Source organism: Maribacter sp. (genome assembly GCF_039968975.1).
Lineage (GTDB): Bacteria > Bacteroidota > Bacteroidia > Flavobacteriales > Flavobacteriaceae > Maribacter.
The window spans coordinates 1-5,638 of sequence record NZ_JBDVOT010000107.1 but is presented as its reverse complement, the minus strand read 5'-3'; the positions used below and the strand labels follow the sequence as shown (position 1 = coordinate 5,638).

Genomic DNA, 5,638 nt, shown 5'->3' with positions numbered 1-5,638 from the left:
TTCTAGTAAACAAAACTTAGTTTAAACAATCTCTGCACTAAGTCCCGCTTGTAACAATTTAGAACATTTTGGCTTCAATTCTTCATATTCACCGGTCTTAACGGTACACTTACCTTTGTAATGTACTATTAAAGAACACTGCTCTGCCTGTTCTGGCGAATGTTCACATACAGACATTAATGTATTTATTACGTGATCAAAAGTATTGACCTCATCATTAAAAAGAACGATTTCATTCTGTTGAACCGTTTCTTCTTCTAAAAGTAATTCTTCGGAAACTTCTTCTCTTGTGCTCATCATATTCCAATTAATACCTTCTAATTTACATATTTTGCGGCAACCCAATTATTGCGTTCAAGGTTTTTTTCGAACTTTAACGCTAAATCAGTGCATTTTTGTGAAATCATTTCTAAATCCTCAGTATAAAAACCACTTAACAATAAAACACCACCAGTATTTAATGATTTTGCATAGCTAGGTAAATCTGCCAATAAAATGTTTCTATTGATATTGGCGATTATCAAATCATACTTCTTGCCCTCAAGCAACGCTACATCGCCTTCATACACAGAAATGAAATCCATTTTATTACGCGCAACGTTCTCTTTGGCATTCAAATAACACCAATTATCAATATCAATGGCATCTATCTCAGTAGCGCCCCGCATACCAGCAAGAATTGCTAAAACCCCGGTACCACTGCCCATATCCAGAACTGTTTTACCTTTTACATCTAACTGTAAAATGTGCTGCAGCATCATGTGCGTAGTTTCGTGATGACCTGTACCAAAACTCATTTTTGGTTCTATTACAATATCATACTTAACATTGATAGCTTCATGAAAAGGAGCCCTGATCATACAAATATCATCAACTATAATAGGTTGAAAATTTTGCTCCCAAGTAGCGTTCCAATTTTCTTGCTCAATTTCTTTATAATCGAATGAAAATTTATATCTAGGGTTTTGTAAAATTGGAAGGTCTTCTAAAATACCTTCAGACCATTCCGTTTTTTGAATATATGCCAAAACATCATCTTCTTCTTCAACAAAACTTTCAAAACCGACTTCACCCAATTCTGCAATTAGAAGGTCTGAAGCTGGATCTTTTGGTTCTACCGTAAAACGGTATTCAATATATACTGTATCGCTCATTTATAAGTACTATGCTTAAATAGCTTTAATAATAGCAATAAAATCGTCTGCAACTAAAGATGCTCCACCGATCAAACCACCATCAACATCTGGCTTTGAGAAAATTTCTTCTGCATTACCTGGTTTAACGCTACCACCGTAAAGAATGGTTACGTTATTTGCTATAGTAGCATCAAAAGCTTCTGAAATAGTTTTACGTATAAAAGCATGCATTTCTTGAGCTTGCTCAGGAGAAGCCGTTTCACCTGTACCAATTGCCCATACCGGCTCGTATGCCAAGACAATTTTAGACCATGCAGATGGTTCTAGATCAAAAAGAACATTCTTTAACTGACTTTCAACCAGTTTAAAATGATTACCAGATTTACGATCTTCTAATTCTTCACCAAAGCAAAACATAACACGTATACCTTTTCCTAAGGCAGTTGCAACTTTTTTTGAAAGAATTTCATCATCCTCTCCAAAATAAGCTCTTCTTTCTGAATGCCCTATAATGGCAGTATCAATACCGATGTTCAATAACATATCTGCAGAAATCTCACCTGTAAAAGCTCCGCTTTCCGCATAATGCATATTCTGAGCTATAACCTCAATCTTAGAACTTTCTAAAGCATGAACTGCACTAGTCAAATTTACATATGTTGGTGCTACCATAACTTCTGCATTGGTATCTGGCAACTTTGCCGATAACTCCGCTAAAAGTGTTTCGGTCTCAGCCAAATTCTTATTCATTTTCCAGTTACCTGCTACTATCTTTGCTCTCATGTTGTTTCTGTTATTAATTATATTATTTAGGTTTTCAATTTTAATTGAAAATTAAATCTTCTATATCGTTGTAATGCACCTTTTGCTTTATGGTACCTTTTTTCAAAACCAAAACTCCCGGATTAGATCTTACAATAGTTTTCAACGTAGTTTCGTCAGTAAAGTAAAAATCGAAATCTAGATTATACTCTTTTATCAAGGCATTTGTTTGATCAGGACCAGATGCTGACATGCCAATCACCTTATAGCCAGCTTTTATTGCCTTATCTGCCACAGACTTTATATTCTTGAACTCTTCTAAGTTTGATTTTCTTAAATCATATGCGATTACCATAACCAATTTAGGCTCTTGTAATAATGAAGCTGCAAAATCTTCACCTTCTTGCTCTATGGTAAAATCATGAACAGGTGGTTCATAACCAGCCTGAATTTCTTCTGTTTCTACATCAACAAAATCTCCGTTTACAGTAGGATAATCTCCTGTAGTTACATGAATTTCTTCGTTACCGTTTACATTGAATTTCCATTTATACTCAAAAATAGCTTTTGGAGCATCTTCTGGCGTGCTCATACCTTCTTCAATATTTTTCCCTATTTCATAAGGTCTAAAATCAATTACAGGCAAATGATTCAATACATAATAAACATATCCGATACAGGCGAAAAATGATACCGCTAGAGCCGTCATCAACGCTTTTGAATTTACTAGAGGTGTAATAAATTTTCTACCGACATAAATAATCAATATAAGAACCAATAGCACTACATCTTTTGTAAAAGACTCCCAAGGCGTCAACTTTATTGCATCGCCAAAGCAGCCACAATCGGTAACCTTATTAAAATAAGCAGAGTAAAAAGTCAGGAACGTAAAGAATACAATCATCGCAATCAATGTCCAAATAGTAATTTTACGCTTGTAACCTAAAATTAACATTACCCCTACCATTACCTCTACTATTACAACTAAAATAGAAATAGCTAATGCGAACGGAGTTAAAAAAGGTAAATCCAAAACGCCTTGACTAAAGTATTCTTCTAGCTTAAAAGAAAAACCAACAGGATCGTTCAGTTTTATAAATCCGCTTATAATAAAAAGAATACCAACAAAAATTCTAACGACCCCTACTAAATACTTCATTCTTATTATTATTTTTCTGATTCTGAACCTAGATGTATTAATGCAAAAACTGCATAATTGATCATGTCTTGATAATTGGCATCTATACCTTCACTCACCAAGGTTTTGCCTTTATTATCCTCTATTTGCTTAACACGAAGCAGTTTCTGTAAAATTAAATCTGTAAGTGAACTCACTCTCATATCTCGCCAAGCTTCACCATAGTCGTGATTCTTGTTCAACATAAGTTCTTTGGTAATTTTCACATGCTTGGCATATAACTCAACAGCTTTTTCTGTTGTTAAATCTGGTTGATCGGCAACACCTAATTCAAGTTGAATTAAAGCCATAACAGAATAATTGATGATTCCAATAAACTCAGATCTTTCACCTTCATCTACCTTACGTACGTCATTTTCTTGAAGACCACGTATACGTTGTGCTTTTATAAAAATTTGATCCGTTAATGATGGCAAACGTAAAATGCGCCAAGCACTACCGTAATCTGACATTTTTTTCTGGTACAGGTTTAAACAAACCTGAATGACCTCATCGTATTCCTTTGCCGTATCTAGCATGTAATTCTATCTAATTTGTGTAAATTTCGCTTAAAAAATTGTAACCATCAAGATAGATGGTTTAAACTTGGAAAATGCCGCATATTCCATCTAAAAATTGACAATGACCATAAATTGCAACGGTAAACTTATATCACTTCACAAGCCCAAGGTTATGGGCATTTTAAACGTTACTCCTGATTCTTTTTTTGATGGCGGAAAATATAAAAACGAGTCAAGCATTTTACATCAGGTTGAAAAAATGCTTAACGAAGGTGCTAGCTTTATTGATATAGGCGCCTACAGTTCAAGACCGGGCGCTTTAGAAGTTGATGAGGCAACAGAATTAAAAAGAATTACCCCAATAGTTGATTTGATTTTAAAGAATTTTCCAAAAGCTATACTTTCAATTGACACTTTTAGAAGTAACGTTGCCAAAGCATGTATAGAGAAAGGCGCTGCCATAGTCAATGATATTTCTGCGGGATTGCAAGACGATAATATGCTTAATACCGTTGCCAAATTGAACGTACCGTACATTATGATGCATATGCGCGGTACACCACAAAATATGCAACAACAGACAGATTATGAAGATATTTTAAAAGAGGTCCTTTATTTCTTTTCCAAAAGATTACTGGCAGCTAAAACTTTAAGAATAAAAGATATCATCATAGATCCTGGTTTTGGTTTTGCCAAAAACCTAGAACAGAATTATACGCTTTTAAATCAAATGGAGATCATGAATAATATGGAACATCCAATTTTAGCAGGTGTTAGCAGAAAATCAATGATTTATAAAACATTAGATACAACTGCGGACCAAGCATTAAATGGCACTACGGCACTACATATGGTTTGCTTACAGAAAGGAGCTAAAATTTTAAGAGTTCATGATGTTAAAGAAGCTATAGAATGTGTAAAACTCTATGAACATTTAAATGCCTAAGTTTATATTAATTTCTTGTCAACTAATTTCTTAATTTTACTAAAACGGTACCGATTGGATTTTTTAAATTTTATTGACTTTAAGATTACGGATGTTCTAGACATCATTTTTGTTGCCGTACTTCTTTATTACATCTACAAACTTGTTAGAGGGTCTGTTGCCATTAATATTTTTATTGGGATTGTTATAGTTTGGGCTTTTTGGAAATTGACCGAATTGCTAGATATGCAAATGATTAGCAGTATGGTTGGTGCTTTTATGCAAGTAGGTCTTATTGCATTGATCATCGTTTTTCAGCAAGAGATTAGAAAATTCCTTTTAATGATCGGCTCTACCAATTTCGCTAATAAGAGAAACTTTGTAAAGCATTTTAAATTTTTAAAGCAAGAAGGTTTATCAACTGATACTGATGTAGATGCCATATTAAAAGCCTGTGAAAAAATGGCTAGTAGTAAAACCGGAGCCATTCTCGTAATTGAAAGAAACAACTCATTAGATTTCATTAAAAGCACGGGCGACCGTATGAATATTGAAATCAACCAACCTATTTTAGAAAGTATCTTTTACAAGAACAGTACACTTCATGATGGAGCAGCTGTTATTGTAGGTAATTATATAGTTGCCACAAGAGTAATTTTACCAGTATCTAACGAGCGTAATATTCCGCTACGTTTTGGTTTACGACATAGAGCAGCTGTAGGTATTAGCGAAAAGACCGATGCAATAAGTATAGTAGTCAGCGAAGAAACCGGACTTATCTCTTACATTAAAAATGGAGAATTTGTCCTTTACGACTCCATTACCCAGTTAGGTAATATGATTAAGCAAGATTTGGTGTAATGAATTGCAAGAACTGCCAAAACATTTTAAACATTATTGCTCTGATTGTGGAGGCTACGATCTTTTCAAAAAATAGCATTATAATTATGCTATCTCTTCAGCTAAGAACTGAGCTTCATAAAGATTACTGTAGTAACCCCCTTTTTTAAGCAGTTGTTTGTGTGTGCCCGTTTCAACAATATTACCGGCATCCATCACAATAATTTTATCGGCTTTTTTAATAGTAGCCAACCTGTGAGCTATTACTATTGAAGTT

The 5,638-nt window shown here is 34.2% G+C and carries 7 protein-coding genes; 2 read left to right on the top strand and 5 right to left on the bottom strand.

What is annotated here, in order from left to right; all coding sequences use genetic code 11:
• Positions 1 to 21 precede the first annotated feature (21 nt).
• Genes ABJI11_RS07375 through ABJI11_RS07355 form a run of 5 tightly spaced genes read right to left on the bottom strand, consistent with a single transcriptional unit; the run spans position 22 to position 3,614 of the window.
• Positions 22 to 297, bottom strand: a complete 276-nt coding sequence (locus tag ABJI11_RS07375) for an ATP-dependent Clp protease adaptor ClpS (RefSeq protein ID WP_276492222.1) — start codon at positions 295 to 297, stop codon at positions 22 to 24.
• A 20-nt stretch (positions 298 to 317) separates the two neighbouring features.
• Positions 318 to 1,154, bottom strand: a complete 837-nt coding sequence (gene prmA / locus ABJI11_RS07370; RefSeq protein WP_348350829.1) for a 50S ribosomal protein L11 methyltransferase — start codon at positions 1,152 to 1,154, stop codon at positions 318 to 320.
• A gap of 15 nt (positions 1,155 to 1,169) precedes the next feature.
• Complete coding sequence (gene tpiA / locus ABJI11_RS07365; RefSeq protein WP_348350827.1) at positions 1,170 to 1,919, bottom strand: triose-phosphate isomerase; 750 nt, start codon at positions 1,917 to 1,919, stop codon at positions 1,170 to 1,172.
• A gap of 40 nt (positions 1,920 to 1,959) precedes the next feature.
• The gene (locus tag ABJI11_RS07360; protein ID WP_348350825.1) at positions 1,960 to 3,057 is read right to left on the bottom strand and encodes a BT_3928 family protein; all 1,098 of its coding nucleotides are present in this window, start codon (positions 3,055 to 3,057) and stop codon (positions 1,960 to 1,962) included.
• Positions 3,058 to 3,065: 8 nt separating this feature from the next.
• Positions 3,066 to 3,614: a DUF1599 domain-containing protein gene (locus tag ABJI11_RS07355; RefSeq protein ID WP_348350823.1), complete on the bottom strand. Its 549-nt coding sequence runs from the start codon at positions 3,612 to 3,614 to the stop codon at positions 3,066 to 3,068.
• 103 nt (positions 3,615 to 3,717) lie between these two features.
• On the opposite strand from ABJI11_RS07355, the gene folP reads away from it, so the two are divergent.
• The gene (gene folP, locus ABJI11_RS07350; protein WP_348350821.1) at positions 3,718 to 4,542 is read left to right on the top strand and encodes a dihydropteroate synthase; all 825 of its coding nucleotides are present in this window, start codon (positions 3,718 to 3,720) and stop codon (positions 4,540 to 4,542) included.
• Between the two features lie 54 nt (positions 4,543 to 4,596).
• Positions 4,597 to 5,382 (top strand): diadenylate cyclase, encoded by a 786-nt coding sequence (locus ABJI11_RS07345; protein WP_036152587.1) that lies wholly within the window; start codon positions 4,597 to 4,599, stop codon positions 5,380 to 5,382.
• The last annotated feature ends 256 nt before the right edge of the window (positions 5,383 to 5,638 follow it).